The 18,142-nt window shown below is 67.2% G+C and carries 16 protein-coding genes and 1 tRNA gene; 16 read left to right on the top strand and 1 reads right to left on the bottom strand.

Translation table 11 applies throughout. From position 1 onward, the window contains the following. Positions 1-5 precede the first annotated feature (5 nt). Together QSK17_RS02135 and QSK17_RS02130 are read left to right on the top strand one after the other, a co-directional pair. A complete protein-coding gene (locus tag QSK17_RS02135) occupies positions 6-506 on the top strand; it encodes a SigE family RNA polymerase sigma factor (RefSeq protein WP_285702615.1) in 501 nt (166 codons plus the stop codon). After that, positions 503-1,477 (top strand): PASTA domain-containing protein, encoded by a 975-nt coding sequence (locus QSK17_RS02130; protein ID WP_285702614.1) that lies wholly within the window; start codon positions 503-505, stop codon positions 1,475-1,477. The genes QSK17_RS02135 and QSK17_RS02130 overlap by 4 nt, the downstream gene beginning before the upstream one ends. A gap of 149 nt (positions 1,478-1,626) precedes the next feature. Here the strand turns inward: QSK17_RS02130 and QSK17_RS02125 are convergent, their stop codons facing one another. After that, a complete protein-coding gene (locus QSK17_RS02125; protein WP_285702613.1) occupies positions 1,627-2,832 on the bottom strand; it encodes a pyridoxal phosphate-dependent aminotransferase in 1,206 nt (401 codons plus the stop codon). A 198-nt stretch (positions 2,833-3,030) separates the two neighbouring features. On the opposite strand from QSK17_RS02125, the gene QSK17_RS02120 reads away from it, so the two are divergent. From QSK17_RS02120 to rpsG, 14 genes are all read left to right on the top strand, one after another. Beyond that, positions 3,031-3,103 (top strand) — tRNA-Trp (locus tag QSK17_RS02120). Between the two features lie 76 nt (positions 3,104-3,179). Further along, positions 3,180-3,437, top strand: a complete 258-nt coding sequence (gene secE, locus QSK17_RS02115; RefSeq protein WP_285702612.1) for a preprotein translocase subunit SecE — start codon at positions 3,180-3,182, stop codon at positions 3,435-3,437. Between the two features lie 52 nt (positions 3,438-3,489). Further along, the gene (gene nusG / locus QSK17_RS02110; RefSeq protein WP_285702611.1) at positions 3,490-4,260 is read left to right on the top strand and encodes a transcription termination/antitermination protein NusG; all 771 of its coding nucleotides are present in this window, start codon (positions 3,490-3,492) and stop codon (positions 4,258-4,260) included. 140 nt (positions 4,261-4,400) lie between these two features. Further along, complete coding sequence (rplK, locus tag QSK17_RS02105; protein WP_285702610.1) at positions 4,401-4,832, top strand: 50S ribosomal protein L11; 432 nt, start codon at positions 4,401-4,403, stop codon at positions 4,830-4,832. A gap of 74 nt (positions 4,833-4,906) precedes the next feature. Then, on the top strand, positions 4,907-5,620 hold the full coding sequence (gene rplA / locus QSK17_RS02100) for a 50S ribosomal protein L1 (RefSeq protein WP_285702609.1): 714 nt from the start codon (positions 4,907-4,909) through the stop codon (positions 5,618-5,620). Positions 5,621-5,768: 148 nt separating this feature from the next. Further along, positions 5,769-6,590, top strand: coding sequence for an SCO4651 family lipoprotein (locus QSK17_RS02095; protein ID WP_285702608.1), 822 nt, complete (start codon positions 5,769-5,771; stop codon positions 6,588-6,590). 224 nt (positions 6,591-6,814) lie between these two features. After that, positions 6,815-7,339 (top strand): 50S ribosomal protein L10, encoded by a 525-nt coding sequence (rplJ, locus tag QSK17_RS02090; RefSeq protein WP_285702607.1) that lies wholly within the window; start codon positions 6,815-6,817, stop codon positions 7,337-7,339. A gap of 81 nt (positions 7,340-7,420) precedes the next feature. Then, positions 7,421-7,810 (top strand): 50S ribosomal protein L7/L12, encoded by a 390-nt coding sequence (gene rplL / locus QSK17_RS02085; RefSeq protein WP_285702606.1) that lies wholly within the window; start codon positions 7,421-7,423, stop codon positions 7,808-7,810. A 141-nt stretch (positions 7,811-7,951) separates the two neighbouring features. Beyond that, the gene (locus QSK17_RS02080; protein ID WP_285702605.1) at positions 7,952-8,452 is read left to right on the top strand and encodes an Rv1363c family protein; all 501 of its coding nucleotides are present in this window, start codon (positions 7,952-7,954) and stop codon (positions 8,450-8,452) included. Next, positions 8,449-8,955 (top strand): Rv1363c family protein, encoded by a 507-nt coding sequence (locus QSK17_RS02075; protein ID WP_285702604.1) that lies wholly within the window; start codon positions 8,449-8,451, stop codon positions 8,953-8,955. The genes QSK17_RS02080 and QSK17_RS02075 overlap by 4 nt, the downstream gene beginning before the upstream one ends. A 422-nt stretch (positions 8,956-9,377) precedes the next feature. Continuing rightward, entirely contained in the window at positions 9,378-12,842 is a 3,465-nt protein-coding gene (gene rpoB / locus QSK17_RS02070; RefSeq protein ID WP_285702603.1) for a DNA-directed RNA polymerase subunit beta, read from the top strand. 23 nt (positions 12,843-12,865) lie between these two features. Further along, positions 12,866-16,741, top strand: coding sequence for a DNA-directed RNA polymerase subunit beta' (locus tag QSK17_RS02065; protein ID WP_285702602.1), 3,876 nt, complete (start codon positions 12,866-12,868; stop codon positions 16,739-16,741). A gap of 543 nt (positions 16,742-17,284) precedes the next feature. Next, the gene (gene rpsL / locus QSK17_RS02060) at positions 17,285-17,659 is read left to right on the top strand and encodes a 30S ribosomal protein S12 (RefSeq protein ID WP_061253213.1); all 375 of its coding nucleotides are present in this window, start codon (positions 17,285-17,287) and stop codon (positions 17,657-17,659) included. A 1-nt stretch (position 17,660) separates the two neighbouring features. Next, entirely contained in the window at positions 17,661-18,131 is a 471-nt protein-coding gene (rpsG, locus tag QSK17_RS02055; RefSeq protein ID WP_061253214.1) for a 30S ribosomal protein S7, read from the top strand. The last annotated feature ends 11 nt before the right edge of the window (positions 18,132-18,142 follow it).

Here is an 18,142-nt window from a genome sequence, read left to right as displayed (position 1 = left end):
AGCTCATGACGGAAGAAGACGAGGCGGCCTTCGACGAGTTCCTGGCCGCGCGAAGCACCGCCCTGCTCCGCACCGCGATCCTGGTCTGCGGCGCGTCCCCACACGACGCCGAAGACCTGGTCCAGGGCGCGCTGGAGAAGGTGTACCGGCACTGGCCGCGCATCCGACGCGACAACCCCGAGGCGTACGCGCGCCGGGTCGTGGTGAACGCCGCGATCACGAAAGCGCGCAGGAGGCGGGTGATCCAGGAGATCACCTTCGCGAGCCCTCCCGACACGCCCGTGGAATCGCCCGACCCCGGCCTGCGGGACCTCCTGCTGGCCGAACTGGGGAAGCTTCCGGCGCGGATGCGCGCCGTACTGGTCCTGCGGTACTGGGAGGACATGTCCGAGGCCGAGACGGCGGCCTCGCTCGGCTGCTCGGTCGGGACCGTGAAGAGCCAGGCCGCGCGTGGTCTGGCGAGAATCCGCACACGCCTGGGAACGCTGGAAGGAGCGTCGGCATGAACGTGGACGTGAACGTGGAAGACACGCTGAAGGAGGCCATGGCCTCCCGGGTGGCCGGCGTCCAGGCCCCGCCGTCGATGGGGCAGCGGATCCGGCGGCGCAACCGTCGCCAGGTCGTCCGGTTTCGTACGGCGGGAGCCGCGCTGCTGACGGCCGCGGTGGCGGGAGCCATACCGGTCTACCTGGCCTCGACGGCGGCTCCGGCGGCGGCACCGGTGGGGACGCCTGCGATCGGAACGTCCGAGCCCGCGGGTGACGATCGCGCCATCTCCGGAAATGTCGTGCCGAACGTCGTCGGGGTCACCAACGAGGGCGTCAGGGAGATCCTGGAGACCGCCGGTTTCGTGGTGGGCTGGAAGAAGGTCGTCACCGAAGGGCAGCAGCCGGGAACGATCATCGCGCAGCAGCCGGTCGGCGGGACCGTGGCCCCGGAAGGCTCCACCGTGGAGGTCACCATCGCGACGGCCCCCGCGCCGACGTCGGCACCGTCGGCCGTGCCCGCCGGGGACAATCCGCTGCAGGACCTCGGTGACCTGGGTGACGGCCGAACCTTCGGCGGTGTTCATCTGGATTACCTGCCCGACGGCCTCGAATGGGGCAAGTGGTCGGGCAAGGACGGCTTCGGCAAGACCAGCTTTACCACCACGTGGGTCGAGCCGAGCCTGGCGAGCACCGGGCAGTACTCGGTGCAGGCGGTGGTCTTCAAGGGGAAGGCCGCCCGTGACCGGCGTGGCTACGCCAAGGGCGCCCCAGTGAAGATCCACGGCAAGCGGGGATATATCGGCTCGCTCACCGAGGGCGGCGACGTCGCGGCGAGCACTCCCGAGACCACCCTCACGCTGGTTTGGTTCCCGCGTGACGACTTCGCGGTGGAGATCATGCTCAGCCCGGCGTTCGTCCAGAAGCTCGGGGACGACGCCGCCAACGCGGAGATCAAGAAGATCGCCGAGGGAGTGGTCGTCGAGAGCTGAAGATCCGCACGGGTCTCGCGCCGCCGCGTACGGTAGCCACGCGGACGGCGAACGGCGCTCTCAGCGGGTGCCGCAAGATACCGGAAAGGCCCGGACCATGGCGGTCCGGGCCTTTCGTACGATTCGTGCGGTTTGTGCGATTATGCGGCTCAGTGTGCTTCCGTGAGCAGCTTGGCCACGCGGCTGACGCCCTCGACGAGGTCGTCGTCGCCCAACGCGTACGACAGGCGGAAGTAGCCGGGGGTGCCGAACGCCTCGCCGGGCACCAGGGCTACCTCGGCCTCTTCGAGGATCAGCTCGGCCAGCTCGGCGGAGGAGGCCGGCCGCCGGCCGCGGATCTCCTTGCCCAGCAGTGCCTTGACGGTCGGGTACGCGTAGAACGCGCCGAACGGTTCAGGGCACGCCACGCCCGGGATCTCGTTGAGCATCCGGACCATGGTCTGCCGGCGGCGGTCGAACGCCTCACGCATCTTCGCGACGGCCGACAGGTCGCCGGAGACGGCGGCGAGGGCGGCGGCCTGGGCCACGTTCGACACGTTGGAGGTGGCGTGCGACTGCAGGTTCGTCGCGGCCTTCACGACGTCGGACGGCCCGATCAGCCAGCCCACCCGCCAGCCGGTCATCGCGTACGTCTTGGCCACGCCGTTGAGGACGACCACGCGCTCGCGCAACTCGGGCACGGCCGTCGCGATGCTGGAGAACGTCGCGCCGCCGTACACGAGGTGCTCGTAGATCTCGTCGGTGACGACCCAGAGACCCTTGTCCAGCGCCCAGCGGCCGATCTCCTCGACCTGCGCGGGCGAGTAGACGGCTCCGGTCGGGTTGGACGGTGAGACGAACAGCAGCACCTTGGTCCGCTCGGTGAGCTTCTCCTCCAGCTGCTCGACCGACGCGAGGTATCCCGTCGTCTCGTCGGTCACGACGTCGACCTGGACGCCGCCGGCGAGCTTGATCGCCTCCGGATAGGTCGTCCAGTAGGGCGCGACGACCAGGACCTCGTCACCCGGGTCGAGCAGGGTCGCGAAGGCCTCGTAGACGGCCTGCTTGCCGCCGTTGGTCACCAGCACCTGCGAGGCGTCGACCTGGAACCCGGAGTCGCGCAGCGTCTTCTCGGCGATCGCCTGCTTGAGCTCGGGCAGACCCCCGGCCGGCGTGTACTTGTGGAACCTGGGGTTCCGGCACGCCTCGATGGCCGCCTCGACGATGTAGTCGGGCGTCGGGAAGTCGGGCTCGCCGGCGCCGAAGCCGATGACCGGCCGACCGGCCGCCTTCATCGCCTTCGCCTTGGCGTCCACGGCCAGCGTCGCGGACTCTGAGATCGCGGAGATACGCGCGGAGATGCGGGGTCGGGTCATGCCTCCATCGTTTCAGACCTGCGGGAATCCTTCTCCGCTTATCCAGCATCCGGACGGTCGCTCAAGGTAGCTTTGAGCAGCGCGGACGATCTGGTTCGACGAAGTCGCCATTCCCACGTACACTTCAGCGTCTAGTGGGCCACGACGGAAACGTTCGGCGGTGTCGATCCGTTTCTCGGGTATCGTGGTGCACGGCTTAGGGCACTAGCGCAATTGGTAGCGCACCGGTCTCCAAAACCGGCGGTTGGGGGTTCGAGTCCCTCGTGCCCTGCGGAGTGCGGTCCGCGCACCAAAGGCGTGAAAGCGCGCCGCAAGTTGCGATGGACACGACGAATCAGGTGAGGATTGTGGCGATCGACACCCGCGGCGAGACCGCTGGAAAGCCAGGCAAGCCGAGCGGTGAGAAGAAGGCCAAGCGGACCTCTCCCGCGCTTTTCTATCGGCAGGTCGTCGCCGAACTGCATAAGGTCATCTGGCCGAGGCGCAAGGATCTGATCACTTACACTTCTGTGGTCCTCGGCTTTGTTGTGATCATGGTTGCGATCGTGGCCGGGCTAGACTTCCTGCTGACGAAGGGTGTGCTGGTGGTCTTCGGCGGATCCTGATCCGACCCTGGTCGTCGCACGTCATGTCACCGACGAAAGAGGAAGAGTCACCGTGTCCGAGTCCCCGCTGCCGGTCGATGGCTCCCGCGATGAGTGGGAGACCGAGCCGGACGAGGCCGTAGAGAAGGTCGACGACACCGCTGCCGCCGGCGAGGACGGCGCTGACGTTGATGTTGACGCCGACTCGGGCGAGGCCGTGGCAGAGGTCGACGAAGACGGCGATGTCGTCCCGGAGATCGACCCCGTCGAGGAGTTCAAGCGCCAGCTCCGCGGCCAGTTCGGCGAGTGGTACGTGATCCACTCCTACGCCGGCTATGAGAACCGCGTGAAGCAGAACATCGAGAGCCGTACCGGGTCCCTCAACATGGAGGACTACATCTTCCAGGTCGAGGTCCCGACCCACACGATCACGGAGTTCAAGGGCGGCAAGAAGACTCCGATCAAGGAGCGTGTGCTTCCGGGGTACGTCCTGGTTCGGATGGACCTCACCGACGAGTCCTGGGCCGCGGTGCGCAACACGCCCGGCGTCACCGGCTTCGTCGGCCTCTCGAACAAGCCGAGCCCGCTGAACCTCGACGAGGTCGCCAAGCTGCTGGCGCCCGAGCCGACGGAGGAAGTGAAGAAGGCGGCCTCCAAGGCGGCCGCCGCGACCGTCGAGTTCGAGGTCGGCGAGTCCGTCACCGTCATGGACGGCCCGTTCGCCACGCTTCCCGCCACGGTCAGCGAGATCAGCATCGAGTCGCAGAAGCTCAAGGTGCTCGTGTCGATCTTCGGCCGCGAGACCCCTGTCGAGCTGTCGTTCAACCAGGTCTCGAAGATCTGACGGCCTGGAATAGACTCGTTAGTCGTCCTCACGGTCGTGAGGGTGAGCCCGGGCGGCGGCACCGATCACGGTGTCGCCGTGTCCTCACGTGGTGAGGGCTCGGGCTGAGAGATTCAAGTAGTCAAGGACCCGGAGAGAGCATGCCTCCCAAGAAGAAGATCGCGGCACTGGTCAAGGTCCAGCTTCCCGCTGGCCAGGCCACGCCCGCGCCGCCGGTCGGTACCGCGCTCGGTCCGCACGGCGTCAACATCATGGAATTCGTCAAGCAGTACAACGCTGCGACGGAGGCCCAGCGGGGGAACATCATCCCCGTCGAGATCACCATCTTCGAAGACCGCACCTTCACCTTCGTCACGAAGACGCCGCCGGCGCCCGAGCTGATCAAGAAGGCCGCCGGTCTGCAGAAGGGCAGCGCGAACCCGCACAAGGACAAGGTGGGCAAGCTCACCAAGGACCAGCTGCGTCAGATCGCCGAGACCAAGATGCAGGACCTCAACGCCAACGACGTCGAGGCCGCTGAGAAGATCATCGCCGGCACTGCCCGGTCGATGGGCATCACGATCGCCGAGTAGTACCCGCCGACGCAGACAAGCACTGTGGCAGGGCCAGCGCCGGCCCGGACCACGAACTCCATGAGGAGCCTGAAGTGAAGCGCAGCAAGAACTGGAAGAACGCGGCCGGCCAGGTCGACCGCGACCACTTCTACAGCCCGCTGGACGGCGTCCGGCTGGCGAAGAAGACCGCGACCACCAAGTTCGACGCCACCGTCGAGGTCGCCCTGCGTCTGGGCGTCGACCCGCGCAAGGCGGACCAGATGGTCCGTGGCACCGTCAACCTCCCGCACGGCACCGGTAAGACCGCCCGGGTCCTGGTCTTCGCGACCGGCGACCGTGCCGAGGAGGCGCGCGCCGCGGGCGCCGACATCGTGGGCGCCGACGACCTGATCGAGGAAGTGGCCAAGGGCCGTCTCGACTTCGACGCCGTCGTCGCGACCCCGGACCTGATGGGCAAGGTCGGCCGCCTCGGCCGCGTGCTCGGTCCGCGCGGTCTCATGCCCAACCCGAAGACCGGGACCGTCACCCCGGCCGTCGGCAAGGCCGTCACCGACATCAAGGGCGGCAAGATCGAGTTCCGTGTCGACCGGCACGCGAACCTGCACTTCATCATCGGCAAGGCGTCCTTCGAGGAGCGTCAGCTCGTCGAGAACTACGCCGCCGCCCTCGACGAGGTGCTGCGTCTCAAGCCGTCGGCCGCCAAGGGCCGTTACCTCAAGAAGGTCACCTTCACCACGTCCATGGGCCCGGGCATCCCGGTCGACCCGAACGTGACGCGGGCGCTGACCGCCGAGATCGACGCCTGATCTCACACACCTGAGAGAACCCCTGTCCGGATGTCCGGGCAGGGGTTTTCTCGTGTACGGAATGTCGGGATGCCGCGCAGATCGCGCGTCGGCGAGGCGGGCACCATAGGGTCAAGGGCAGTCATCCGGACTTGAAGGGACTCAAGACATGCGCCGACTTCTGCTGGCCGCCGGGGCGGTCGCCGTGATCGGGGTCGCGGGATGCGCCCCTGCCGCGACCTCGCTGGGGAACGTGAGGCTGTCCGCGTCCGAGGTGCTGCAGCAGGCCTCCGAGAAGGCTCAGAACGTCACCTCCTACACCGCGGACCTCGTCGTGGACTTCTCGGCCCCCACGGAACGCACCGGCACCATCCAGGGCAAGATGCGCTTCCAACAGAAGCCCACGCTGGCCACGGACCTCACGCTCGACCAGATCACCGTGGACGGCCAGAACGTTCCCGGCGGGATCCGGCTGATCCTCCAGGGCGACACCGTTTACGTGAAGTACGACATGCTCAAGACCCTAGTGGGCGCGAGCAAGCCGTGGATCAAGCTTGATCTCCGGAAGCTCGGCGCCTCCGGAGGCGTCAACGTGGACGAGATCCTCAGCCGGGCCCAGCAGATCGACCTCAAGACCAGCGTGGCGCTCCTGACGGCCTCCAAGGACGTCAAGGCGGTCGGCGGCGAGCAGGTCGGCGGGGTGGACACCACGCACTACTCGGGCACCTTCCCGGTGGCGGAGGCCGTGAAGCAGCTCGCCCCAGAGGTACGCGCCAAGGCGGAGGCCGGTATGGCCAAGATCGACGACATGAAGTTCGACGCGTGGATCGACGCCGACGGCCTGCCCCGGAAGATCACGCTGAACGGCACCCCCGGCCGGGGCTCGTTCAACGCCACCGTCGCCTTCACGTCGTTCAACGAGTCCGTGGCGATCGAGACGCCGCCCGCGGACGAGGTCGGGGAGCTGCCGCAAAGCGTCCACGGCAACTGATTTGGCGTCCAGGGGGTCGGGGCTCTATTCTGGCGTTTGCCAAAGACCGCCGGTCGTCGTCGGACTGCCAAGTCCGGTGACCGAAGGATCCGCTCAGTGGGCGACCAGCGTAGGTGTGATGTGAGCTTCGGGCGCGTTCGCGCCTGTGTCAGCCCCGTGCGCCTGCGCCGGGGCTCCTCCTTTTTCTGGACGCCTTCGCCGGTGGCACATCTGGAAGGAGGCCCATGGCGAGGGCGGATAAGGTGACCGCGGTTGCCGAACTCGAGAATGAGTTCGAAGGCTCCAGCGGCGCCGTTCTGACCGAATACCGCGGTCTCACCGTCGCTCAGCTCAAGGAGCTGCGCGTTTCTCTCGGTGGGAATGCGAAGTTCGCCGTGGCGAAGAACACGCTGGCTAAGATCGCGGCGAACAACGCCGGGATCACCGCTCTGGACGACCTGTTCCAGGGCCCGACCGCGATCGCGTTCGTCAAGGGCGACGTGGTCGAGACGGCCAAGGGCCTGCGTGATTTCGCCAAGGCCAACCCCCTTCTGGTGATCAAGGGTGGTGTCGTCGACGGCAAGTCGATGACCCCGACCGAGATCTCCAAGCTTGCCGACCTTGAGTCCCGCGAGATCCTCCTCGCGAAGCTGGCCGGTGCGCTGAAGGCGAAGCAGTCCCAGGCTGCCGCCACCTTCGCCGCGCTGCCGACCAACATGGCTCGACTGGCCGAGGCCCTGCGCGCCAAGCGCGAAGAGGCCGGCGAGTAGGTCCGTCCACCACGGACCTGGGGGGAAGCGCACACCGCGGTCCCTGCACGTTTTTGCTAGATCCACACGGAGGAACACACCATGGCGAAGCTCAGCACCGACGAGCTGCTCGAGTCCTTCAAGGAGATGACCCTCCTTGAGCTGTCCGACTTCGTGAAGCTCTTCGAGGAGACCTTCGACGTCAAGGCCGCCGCTCCGGTCGCCGTCGCCGCGGCTGCCGCCCCGGGCGCGCCCGCCGCCGAGGAGGCCGAGGAGCAGGACGAGTTCGAGGTCATCCTCGAGTCGGCCGGCGACAAGAAGATCCAGGTCATCAAGGAGATCCGCGCTCTGACCAGCCTGGGCCTCAAGGAGGCCAAGGACCTCGTGGACGGCGCTCCCAAGCCCGTCTTCGACGGCAAGGTCAACAAGGAGCAGGCGGAGAAGGCCAAGGCTGCCCTGGAGGGCGCCGGCGCCAGCGTCACCGTCAAGTAACTCTGACGTTTCCCGCGAAAGGGCGGTCACCTTCGGGTGGCCGCCCTTTCCGCTTTCGTACGGCCCCGCCGTATCGGCGGACTCTGATATGTCGATCTATGTAGCGGGAAACCCTCCCGGGCCCGATGACATGTTCAGGGGGTGAGCCCACCGGTGGGACGCGCGCTGATCGCAGGGCTGGCGGTGCTCGTGGCCGGGCTGGCCGCGGCCGCGGTGTGGGCCGGGACGAGCCGGAACGCGGCGCAGGCGGACGAGCGGGACCGCCGGGCGGCCGTCCAGGCCGCCACCGTGCACGCGGCCGCCCTGCTCGCGCTCGACCACCGTACGGTCGACCAGGACGTGAAGCGGCTCATCGACACCTCGACCGGTCAGGCCCGTGACGGGTACGTGAAGGCCCGGGCCGCGCTGAGGCAGGCCACTCTGGAGCGCGAGGTGTCGCAAACCGGAGTGCTCCGCGCGGCAGGCCTGGTGTCGATGGCGGGGGAGGGGCGCACCGCCGAGGTCCTGGTCGTGGGCGACGCGCTGATCCGCTGGGAGGCGGACGACAAGCACCGGCCGGAGGAACGCCTCTACCGATGGCGGATGGAGGTCACCAAGGCCGGTGGCCGATGGCTGGTCTCCAGGTCGGAGCTGGTGCAGTGAGACGGATTCTCATCGCGGTCCTCGCGGCGCTGACGGTCGGGCTCGCCGCCACGGTCGCCTGGCTGTACACGGACCTGAGCCGCATCCAGAGCGGTGTCGCGGCGGGGCGCGAGGCGATGACCGCGGCTCGCTCGTACGCGGCCGACATGTTGTCCTACGACTACCGGACGACGGGGGAGGACCTCGCCCGGGCCAGGAGCCACACCACGGGTGCGCTCGCCGGCCGTTATGCCCGGCTCGCCCGGACCCTGCCGCCGCTCGCCCGGCAGCGACAGGAGGTACGACAGGCGGTCGTGGCCGCCGCCGCGGTCGAGTCGGCCACCCCAGAGGAGGTCCGGATCCTGGTGTTCCTGAACATGGTCACCAGCAGCCGCGAACCGGGGCAGGACCGGCCGCGGCAGGAGGTGAGCCAGAACCGGCTACGCCTCGTGATGACCAGGGAGAATGGTCGCTGGCTGGTTTCCGATCTCTCCACGCTCTTGGGCGACACGCCCGTTCCGTAGGCCGGATTATTCAATTGTTGGCAAAGACTATGTTTGGCCAGAGTTACGCAAGGACATACCGACCACAGGCAGTGTCGACCGTTGGTCAGCGTTCGACTCGCCGTGTGACAGAGCGTTAGCCGGACGGGCTCGCGGGTATCGTCTGGGTCCGGTGACGTTCGACGGTCATGCGAGCGGGAAAACCCAGCGTGCTGGGCATCAGTCGGCCGAAATGTCGCCCCTCGGGCTTGACGTTTCGGCGCTGACGGGTGATGCTGCCACCAACGTGGAGCGCAGAGCGAGAGCGAAGTGGACAGGTGTATGCCCATCGGCTACACTGCCCCTTTGCGCTGCCCTTTGACGACCCGCTTCTCTGAGTAACTCTGTAGCATGGTCGTCTGGCGTGCGTGTAGTCAGTCCGCGAGCCCTCGGAAGGACATCTGTTGGCAGCCTCGCGCAACGCCTCCGCCGTACCCGCCGGTCCCCGTACCGTGTCATTCTCACGCATCGAGGAGCCGCTCGAAGTTCCCGACCTTCTGGCCCTGCAGACCGAGTCCTTCGACTGGCTGCTCGGCAACGAGAAGTGGAAGGGTCGGGTCGAGGCGGCTCGCCAGGCCGGGCGCAAGGACGTTCCGGCCCAGTCAGGTCTCGAAGAGATCTTTGAGGAGATCAGTCCCATCGAGGACTTCTCCGGAACCATGTCCCTGTCGTTCCGGGACCACCGGTTCGAGCCGCCCAAGTACTCAGTCGATGAGTGCAAAGACAAGGACATGACCTTCTCCGCCCCGATGTTCGTCACGGCGGAGTTCATCAATAACACCACCGGTGAGATCAAGAGCCAGACGGTGTTCATGGGCGACTTCCCGCTCATGACTCCGAAGGGCACTTTCATCATCAACGGCACCGAGCGTGTCGTGGTCTCCCAGCTGGTGCGGTCCCCGGGCGTCTACTTCGACCGGTCGGTCGACAAGACCTCCGACAAGGACCTGTTCGGCTGCAAGGTGATCCCTTCCCGCGGCGCCTGGCTCGAGTTCGAGATCGACAAGCGTGACAGCGTCGGCGTCCGCATCGACCGCAAGCGCAAGCAGCCCGTCACGGTGCTGCTGAAGGCGCTCGGTTGGACGACCGACCAGATCCTGGAGCGTTTCGGCCAGTACGAGTCGATGCGGGCCACCCTGGAGAAGGACCACACCTCCGGCCAGGACGACGCCCTGCTCGACATCTACCGCAAGCTGCGTCCGGGCGAGCCTCCGACCAAGGAGTCCGCGCAGACGCTGCTGGAGAACCTCTATTTCAACCCCAAGCGTTACGACCTCGCGAAGGTCGGGCGTTACAAGATTAACAAGAAGCTCGGCGTCGACGCCGACATCACCCAGGGCACGCTGACCGACGAGGACATCGTCGCCACGATCGAGTACATCGTGCGCCTGCACGCCGGCGAGGAGACCATGGGTCCCGACGGCTCGGTGATCGTCGAGACGGACGACATCGACCACTTCGGCAACCGCCGTCTGCGCACGGTGGGCGAGCTCATCCAGAACCAGGTCCGCCTGGGCCTGGCCCGCATGGAGCGAGTCGTCCGCGAGCGCATGACGACCCAGGACGTCGAGGCGATCACGCCGCAGACCCTGATCAACATCCGCCCGGTCGTGGCGTCGATCAAGGAGTTCTTCGGCACCTCCCAGCTGTCCCAGTTCATGGACCAGACGAACCCGCTGGCCGGCCTGACGCACAAGCGTCGCCTCTCGGCCCTGGGTCCGGGTGGTCTGTCCCGTGAGCGAGCCGGCTTCGAGGTCCGTGACGTCCACCCGTCCCACTACGGCCGGATGTGCCCGATCGAGACGCCGGAAGGCCCGAACATCGGTCTGATCGGCTCGCTGTCGTCCTTCGGCCGGGTCAACTCCTTCGGCTTCGTGGAGACCCCGTACCGCCGCGTCGTCGACGGCCGGGTCACCGACGAGATCGACTACCTGACCGCGGACGTGGAGGACCGGCACGTCGTCGCCCAGGCCAACACGGCCCTGAACCCCGACGGCACCTTCGCCGACACCCGCGTGCTCGCCCGCCGGAAGGGCGGCGAGTTCGAGGCCGTCCACCCGTCCGAGGTCGACTACATGGACGTCTCGCCGCGCCAGATGGTGTCGGTCGCGACCGCCATGATCCCGTTCCTCGAGCACGACGACGCCAACCGCGCGCTCATGGGCTCGAACATGCAGCGCCAGTCGGTGCCCCTGCTCAAGAGCGAGGCTCCGCTGGTCGGCACCGGCATGGAGTACCGCGCCGCCACCGACGCCGGCGACGTCATCAGCGCCGAGAAGGCCGGTGTGGTCGAGGAGGTCTCGGCCGACTACGTCACCGTGATGAACGACGACGGCACGCGCACCACTTACCGTGTCGCGAAGTTCAAGCGTTCCAACCAGGGCACCTGCTTCAACCAGAAGCCGATCGTCCACGAGGGCGACCGGGTCGAGGTCGGCCAGGTCGTCGCCGACGGTCCCTGCACCGACACCGGCGAGATGGCGCTCGGCAAGAACCTGCTCGTCGCGTTCATGCCGTGGGAGGGCCACAACTACGAGGACGCGATCATCCTGTCCCAGCGCCTGGTGCAGGACGACGTGCTCTCCTCGATCCACATCGAGGAGCACGAGGTCGACGCCCGTGACACCAAGCTCGGCCCCGAGGAGATCACCCGGGACATCCCGAACGTCTCCGAGGAGGTCCTCGCCGACCTCGACGAGCGCGGCATCATCCGCATCGGCGCCGAGGTCACGACCGGCGACATCCTCGTCGGCAAGGTCACGCCCAAGGGTGAGACCGAGCTGACCCCGGAGGAGCGGCTGCTGCGCGCGATCTTCGGTGAGAAGGCGCGCGAGGTCCGCGACACCTCCCTGAAGGTGCCGCACGGCGAGTCCGGCAAGGTCATCGGCGTTCGCGTGTTCAGCCGCGAGGAGGGCGACGAGCTCCCGCCCGGCGTGAACGAGCTGGTCCGCGTGTACGTGGCCCAGAAGCGTAAGATCACCGACGGCGACAAGCTCGCTGGCCGTCACGGCAACAAGGGTGTCATCTCCAAGATCCTCCCCGTGGAGGACATGCCGTTCCTCGAGGACGGCACGCCGGTCGACATCGTCCTGAACCCGCTGGGCGTTCCGGGACGAATGAACGTCGGCCAGGTGCTGGAGACCCACCTCGGCTGGATCGCGGCCCGAGGGTGGGACGTCTCCGGCATCGAGGAGGCCTGGGCGGAGCGCCTGCGCGAGAAGGGTCTCGCCAAGGTCGAGCCGCGCACCAACGTGGCCACCCCGGTGTTCGACGGCGCCCACGAGGAGGAGATCGTCGGCCTGCTGAACAACACCCTGGTCAACAGGGACGGTTCGCGCATGGTCGGCGAGAACGGCAAGGCGCGGCTGTTCGACGGCCGTTCCGGCGAGCCGTTCCCGCACCCGATCTCGGTCGGCTACATCTACATCCTGAAGCTGCTCCACCTGGTCGACGACAAGATCCACGCGCGTTCGACCGGTCCGTACTCCATGATCACCCAGCAGCCGCTCGGCGGTAAGGCCCAGTTCGGTGGCCAGCGCTTCGGTGAGATGGAGGTGTGGGCCCTCGAGGCCTACGGCGCCGCGTACGCGCTGCAGGAGCTGCTGACGATCAAGTCGGACGACGTTCTCGGTCGCGTGAAGGTCTACGAGGCCATCGTCAAGGGCGAGAACATCCCCGAGCCGGGCATCCCCGAGTCGTTCAAGGTCCTCATCAAGGAAATGCAGTCGCTCTGCCTCAACGTCGAGGTCCTGTCGAGCGATGGCATGTCCATCGAGATGCGGGACACCGACGAGGACGTCTTCCGTGCCGCTGAAGAACTCGGCATCGACCTGTCCCGGCGCGAGCCGAGCAGTGTCGAAGAGGTCTGATCTAGAAGCTGAGGGGATCAAAAGTGCTAGACGTCAACTTCTTCGACGAACTGCGCATCGGCCTTGCGACGGCTGACGATATCCGTCAGTGGTCGCACGGCGAGGTGAAGAAGCCAGAGACGATCAACTACCGGACGCTCAAGCCGGAGAAGGACGGACTCTTCTGCGAGAAGATCTTCGGTCCGACCCGGGACTGGGAGTGCTACTGCGGTAAGTACAAGCGAGTCCGGTTCAAGGGCATCATCTGTGAGCGCTGTGGCGTCGAGGTGACCCGGGCCAAGGTGCGCCGTGAGCGGATGGGCCACATCGAGCTGGCCGCTCCGGTCACGCACATCTGGTACTTCAAGGGTGTTCCTTCGCGCCTGGGCTACCTGCTCGACCTGGCGCCGAAGGACCTCGAGAAGGTCATCTACTTCGCGGCGTACATGATCACGCACGTCGACACGGAGATGCGCGACCGCGACCTGCCGTCGCTGGAGGCGAAGATCTCCGTCGAGCGGCAGCACATCGAGCAGCGCCGTGACGCGGACATCGAGGCCAGGCAGAAGAAGCTCGAGGCCGACCTGGCCGAGCTCGAGGCCGCCGGTGCCAAGGGCGACGCGCGGCGCAAGGTGCGTGAGGGCGCCGACCGCGAGATGCGGCAGCTGCGCGACCGCGCCCAGCGTGAGCTGGACCGCCTCGACGAGGTGTGGAGCCGGTTCAAGAGCCTCAAGGTCCAGGACCTGGAGGGCGACGAGCTGCTCTACCGCGAGATGCGCGACCGGTTCGGCCGGTACTTCCGCGGCGGCATGGGCGCCCAGGCGATCCAGGAGCGGCTGAACAGCTTCGACCTGGAGGCCGAGGCCGAGAACCTGCGCGAGACCATCCGCAGCGGCAAGGGCCAGAAGAAGGCCCGCGCCCTCAAGCGGCTCAAGGTCGTCGCGGCGTTCCTCAACACGCGGAACTCGCCGAGCGGCATGGTCCTGGACTGCATCCCGGTCATTCCGCCGGACCTGCGCCCCATGGTGCAGCTCGACGGTGGCCGGTTCGCGACCTCGGACCTGAACGACCTGTACCGCCGGGTCATCAACCGGAACAACCGCCTCAAGCGTCTGCTCGACCTCGGCGCGCCCGAGATCATCGTGAACAACGAGAAGCGGATGCTCCAGGAGGCCGTCGACGCGCTGTTCGACAACGGCCGCCGCGGTCGTCCGGTCACGGGTCCCGGCAACCGTCCGCTGAAGTCCCTCAGCGACATGCTGAAGGGCAAGCAGGGACGCTTCCGCCAGAACCTGCTGGGCAAGCGTGTCGACTACTCCGGCCGTTCGGTCATCGTCGTCGGCCCGCAGCTGAAGCTGCACCAGTGCGGCCTGCCCAAGCAGATGGCGCTGGAGCTGTTCAAGCCGTTCGTGATGAAGCGCCTGGTCGACCTGAACCACGCGCAGAACATCAAGTCGGCCAAGCGCATGGTCGAGCGGGCCCGCCCGGTCGTGTGGGACGTGCTCGAAGAGGTCATCACCGAGCACCCGGTGCTGCTCAACCGTGCGCCGACGCTGCACCGCCTGGGCATCCAGGCTTTCGAGCCGCAGCTCGTCGAGGGCAAGGCCATCCAGATCCACCCGCTCGTCTGCACCGCGTTCAACGCGGACTTCGACGGTGACCAGATGGCCGTGCACCTGCCGCTGTCGGCCGAGGCCCAGGCCGAGGCGCGCATCCTGATGTTGTCGACCAACAACATCCTCAAGCCGGCCGACGGCAAGCCGGTGACGATGCCCACCCAGGACATGGTCATCGGTCTGTACTGGCTGACCACCCAGAAGGAGGGCGCCCCGGGTGAGGGTCGCGTGTTCGCCTCCGTGGCGGAGGCGCTCATGGCGTTCGACCGCCGCGAGCTCGACACGCAGGCCAAGATCCAGGTGCGGCTCAAGGACGTCCCGCCGCCGCGCGGTTGGGAGGCTCCGGAGGGATGGGAGGCCGGTCAGCCGATCCGGCTGGAGACCACGCTCGGCCGGTGCCTGTTCAACCAGACGCTGCCCGACAACTACCCCTTCGTGAACTACCAGGTCGGCAAGAAGCAGCTCTCGGCGATCGTCAACGAGCTGGCCGAGCGGTACCCGAAGGTCGAGGTCGCGCAGGCGCTGGACGCGCTGAAGGACGCGGGCTTCTACTGGGCCACGCGCGCCGGTGTCACGATCTCGATCGAGGACGTCGTCGCCCCGCCGAACAAGGCCGAGATCATGGAGGCGTACGAGAAGCGCGCGGACAAGGTCCAGCGCGAGTACGACCGCGGTCTGATCACGGACGAGGAGCGCCGTCAGGAGCTCATCGAGATCTGGACCCACGCCACCGCGGACGTGGAGACCGACATGGTCAACGCGTTCCCGGCGACGAACCCGGTCTGGATGATGGTCAACTCCGGCGCCCGCGGTAACAAGATGCAGGTCCGGCAGATCGCGGGCATCCGCGGTCTGGTGTCCAACACCAAGGGTGAGACCATCCCGCGGCCGATCAAGTCCTCGTTCCGCGAGGGCCTGTCGGTGCTGGAGTACTTCATCTCCACGCACGGCCAGCGGAAGGGTCTGGCGGACACCGCGCTGCGGACCGCTGACTCGGGTTACCTGACCCGTCGTCTGGTCGACGTCGCCCAGGACGTCATCGTCCGCGAGATCGACTGCGGCACCGACCGCGCGGTTCCGCTGCACGTCGGCGAGCGGGACGCTCAGGGCAACCTGGCCAAGGCCGAGAACGCCGAGAGCAACGTGCACGGCCGCATCCTGGCCGAGGACGTCGAGGTGGACGGCAAGCTCGTCGCCTCGGCGGGCACGGACATCAACGACGCCGTGGTCACCGCGCTCATCGCGGCGGGCGTGGAGACGGTCAGGACCCGCAGCACCCTGGTGTGCGAGGCCAAGATCGGTGTCTGCGCCACCTGCTACGGCCGCTCGCTGGCCACAGGCAAGCTGGTCGACGTCGGCGAGGCCGTCGGCATCATCGCGGCCCAGTCGATCGGTGAGCCCGGCACCCAGCTGACGATGCGTACCTTCCACACCGGTGGTGTGGCCGGTGCGGACATCACGCACGGTCTGCCGCGTGTCCAGGAGCTGTTCGAGGCCCGCGTCCCCAAGGGTGTGGCCCCGATCAGCGAGGTCACCGGCCGGGTCAGGATCGACGAGACCGACAAGACCCGCAAGATCGTCATCACTCCGGACGACGGCTCCGAGGAGATCGCCTACCCGGTGTCGATGCGGTCGCGGCTGCTGGTCACCGAGGGGCAGCGCGTCGACGTCGGCCAGCTGCTGATCGCGGGTGCGCGCAACCCGAACGAGGTGCTGCGCATCCTCGGCCCGCGCGCGGTGCAGCTCCACCTGGTGGACGAGGTCCAGCAGGTGTACCGCTCGCAGGGTGTGTCGATCCACGACAAGCACATCGAGGTCATCGTCCGGCAGATGCTCAAGCGCGTGAACGTGCTGGAGTCGGGCGACACCGAGCTGCTGCCCGGTGAGCTCGTCGAGCGGCCGCGCTTCGAGCAGATGAACCGCCAGACCGTGGCGGAGGGCGGCCAGCCGGCCTCCGGACGTCCGGTCCTGATGGGCATCACGAAGGCCTCGCTGGCGACCGAGTCCTGGCTGTCGGCGGCGTCCTTCCAGGAGACGACACGGGTGCTCACCGACGCGGCGATCCACGCCAAGTCGGACTCGCTGCTCGGTCTCAAGGAGAACGTCATCATCGGTAAGCTCATCCCGGCCGGTACGGGCATGCCCCAGTACCGCAACATCCGGGTCGAGCCGACCGAGGAGGCCAAGGCCGCGATGTACACGGTCGGCGGCTACGACGGCTCCGCCGCGGAGTACACCTTCGGCTCCGGCAGCGGCGAGGCCGTGCCGCTGGAGGAGTACGACTTCGGCCAGTACGGCCGCTAGTCCACAACGGAAGCGTCCGGCACCTGGAAGCTCAGGTGCCGGACGCTTCCTTGCGCGTCGGCGGAAATGGCCGAGAAGGTTCCGCTGTCCGGGTATAATCGCTCCGAGCTTGTAGTGGTCCGCATCAGAGTGGGCCACGCGAACCATGGCACGGATCACGACGAACCACGCCGCATCCGTTTTGACGTGTTGCGATGCGCTGGGTACTCTTTTCCTTCGTGCCCATGGTTCATGGGCTCGCATGCGCGTGCTTGGAGAGCCGTTCCCGGCTTCGGGGAGGGTGGCGAGCGCCGCAGGACTCCTCCAAATCGACCGGGTTCGACCGGGTGTGGTGCGGCGAGTGCGCGACACGCCCGAGCGCGGGGGTCGGAGGAGTTCCAAAACCAGCAGGTCATGACACCGGCAGTACCTGCGAAAGCATCACCTGGAATGGTTGCCGAGCCGGGCACTGAGAGGTTCGCGTCAGCGGATCGCGAGCGTGCCGGGGGCGGTTGTCCGATCCGGGGTCCACGTATCACCGGCAAGGCACGAAACGGAGACGCGGTGCCCACGATTCAGCAGTTGGTCCGCAAGGGCCGGCAGGACAAGGTCAGTAAGACCAAGACTCCTGCCCTCAAGGGGAGCCCGCAGCGGCGCGGCGTTTGCACCCGCGTTTACACCACGACCCCCAAGAAGCCCAACTCGGCGCTGCGCAAGGTCGCGCGTGTTCGGCTCACCAACGGCATCGAGGTCACGGCTTACATCCCGGGTGTGGGCCACAACCTTCAGGAGCACTCGATCGTGCTCGTGCGTGGCGGTCGTGTGAAGGACCTGCCGGGTGTTCGCTACAAGATCATCCGCGGCTCGCTGGACACCCAGGGTGTCCGCAACCGCAAGCAGGCCCGCAGCCGCTACGGCGCTAAGAAGGAGAAGAGCTGACATGCCGCGCAAGGGTTCCCCTGGTCGCCGCCAGCTGGTCGCTGACCCGGTGCACAACTCGCCGCTGGTGACCGCCTTGATCAACAAGGTCCTCCTGGACGGCAAGCGTTCCATCGCGCAGTCGATCGTCTACGGCGCCCTCGAGGGCTGCAAGGACAAGACCGGCAACGACCCGGTCGTCACCCTCAAGCGTGCGCTCGACAACGTCAAGCCCACTCTGGAGGTGCGCAGCCGCCGGGTGGGTGGCGCCACCTACCAGGTCCCGGTCGAGGTGCGCGCCGCGCGTAGCACTACTCTGGCCCTCCGCTGGCTCGTTCAGTACTCTCGGGCGCGCCGCGAGAAGACCATGACCGAGCGGCTCATGAACGAGCTTCTCGACGCCAGCAACGGTCTTGGAGCCAGCGTCAAGCGGCGTGAGGACACGCACAAGATGGCCGAGTCCAACAAGGCCTTCGCCCACTACCGCTGGTAGTCGGCACCTAC

This window comes from Microtetraspora sp. NBRC 16547, from assembly GCF_030268965.1.
In the GTDB taxonomy this organism is placed as follows: Bacteria; Actinomycetota; Actinomycetes; order Streptosporangiales; family Streptosporangiaceae; genus Microtetraspora.
Note: the sequence above shows the minus strand (reverse complement) of the source record. Positions and strands in the feature narration are given on the sequence as shown.

Bases quoted from the DNA above. Each gene is read 5' to 3' on its own strand.
- QSK17_RS02135 (WP_285702615.1), top strand. From the start codon at position 6: ATGACGGAAGAAGACGAGGCGGCCTTCGACGAGTTCCTGGCCGCGCGA.
- QSK17_RS02130 (WP_285702614.1), top strand. From the start codon at position 503: ATGAACGTGGACGTGAACGTGGAAGACACGCTGAAGGAGGCCATGGCC.
- QSK17_RS02125 (WP_285702613.1), bottom strand. From the start codon at position 2,832: ATGACCCGACCCCGCATCTCCGCGCGTATCTCCGCGATCTCAGAGTCC.
- rplK (WP_285702610.1), top strand. From the start codon at position 4,401: ATGCCTCCCAAGAAGAAGATCGCGGCACTGGTCAAGGTCCAGCTTCCC.
- QSK17_RS02095 (WP_285702608.1), top strand. From the start codon at position 5,769: ATGCGCCGACTTCTGCTGGCCGCCGGGGCGGTCGCCGTGATCGGGGTC.
- rplJ (WP_285702607.1), top strand. From the start codon at position 6,815: ATGGCGAGGGCGGATAAGGTGACCGCGGTTGCCGAACTCGAGAATGAG.
- rplL (WP_285702606.1), top strand. From the start codon at position 7,421: ATGGCGAAGCTCAGCACCGACGAGCTGCTCGAGTCCTTCAAGGAGATG.
- rpsG (WP_061253214.1), top strand. From the start codon at position 17,661: ATGCCGCGCAAGGGTTCCCCTGGTCGCCGCCAGCTGGTCGCTGACCCG.